This window comes from Actinomycetota bacterium (assembly GCA_030682655.1).
GTDB lineage: Bacteria > Actinomycetota > Coriobacteriia > Anaerosomatales > JAUXNU01 > JAUXNU01.
In genome coordinates this window covers 1-1,105 of record JAUXNU010000163.1, presented here as the reverse complement: position 1 = coordinate 1,105, position 1,105 = coordinate 1, and the positions used below count along the sequence as shown (strand labels likewise).

The window sequence follows — 1,105 nt, the reverse complement described above, 5'->3', positions numbered from 1 at the left end:
GTGTCTGCCGGCCCGGCGCATCATCGGCGCCGCGTCTCCTGGTCGCCGGGCTCGCCCGTCGTGGTGCGGGATCGACGGCTCTCGGTGGCGAGCGTGCGGCGGCGATGTGCTGGCCCGTCGGGCTCGCCGTGGGTGCGGTTCGGCTTTCGACGTCGTGCGGCGAGCGTTCAGTCGCGCTTGCGCGGGACCTGTGGCCGTGAAGCTAACCAAGGCATCGAGCAGAACGCCACGAGGTAGACTGTCGAAGAGAGGGCATCGGGCGTCTGCTCATGCCTAACGCGTTCGGACCAACACCAGGGAGTGCCCGATGTCGGTCTGCCGTCGTAGAATATGTGCAGCGAACCTGCCTGTGAGGTGGTCCCCATGACGGTTGAAGAACTCATGCGCGAAGCTCTCCAGCTTGACGCTGCGGAGCGTGCGAGCATGGCTCACGAACTCCTCAACAGCCTCGAAACGCTGACGGAGGCCGAGATCGAGCAGTTGTGGATCGAGGAGGCCCTCCGGCGAAACGCCGAGATCGATGCTGGCACCGCGCGGACCATTCCCGCCGACGAGGCAATCGCACGAGCACGAGCGCGGCTCGGATGACGCTTCCGCTGCAGCTTCACGACGACGCCGACCTGGAGTTGAACGAAGCCGCACAGTACTACGACCGCGAGAGTCCCAACCTGGGGGCTGTGTTCGTCGACGATGTCGACATGGGCTTCAAGCGCATTCGTGAGCATCCCGATTCCGGACCAGAAGTCGCGGACGGCGTCCGCAAGATGGTCTTGGCGAAGTTCCCGTTCACGATTATCTACGCCGTCGAAGCTGACCACGTTCGCGTACTCGCCATTGCCCACCAGAGGAAGCGCCCCTTCTACTGGCAATCCCGCACCGAGTAGCCCCGGTGTGGTCCGAACAAGCGCATCGACCGCGACAAACCGTGGCGTGCGAGGGTAGTCTGAGGCAGGGAACGCGCAGGGCCACGGTTTGCGGGTCATGCGCTAGCGTTCGGTGAGACCGGAAGGCGACGGGGCCTGCGCGATCACCGGGCGAGAGAACCGGGCCGAGACGTCCACGTGCTCCCCGGGTCCCCGGTCGAGGATACGGTGGGGTGGCGGCA

3 protein-coding genes are annotated in these 1,105 nt (G+C 65.6%); all 3 read left to right on the top strand.

What is annotated here, in order from left to right:
- Positions 1-200: hypothetical protein (locus Q8K99_10890; GenBank protein MDP2183060.1), on the top strand; the 200-nt coding region annotated here is incomplete at its 5' end.
- Between the two features lie 163 nt (positions 201-363).
- Positions 364-588 carry an addiction module protein gene (locus Q8K99_10885; GenBank protein ID MDP2183059.1) on the top strand — a complete coding sequence of 75 codons (225 nt, stop codon included), beginning with the start codon at positions 364-366 and terminating at the stop codon, positions 586-588.
- Positions 585-884: a type II toxin-antitoxin system RelE/ParE family toxin gene (locus Q8K99_10880; GenBank protein ID MDP2183058.1), complete on the top strand. Its 300-nt coding sequence runs from the start codon at positions 585-587 to the stop codon at positions 882-884. Before Q8K99_10885 ends, Q8K99_10880 begins: the two co-directional genes overlap by 4 nt.
- Positions 885-1,105 lie beyond the last annotated feature (221 nt).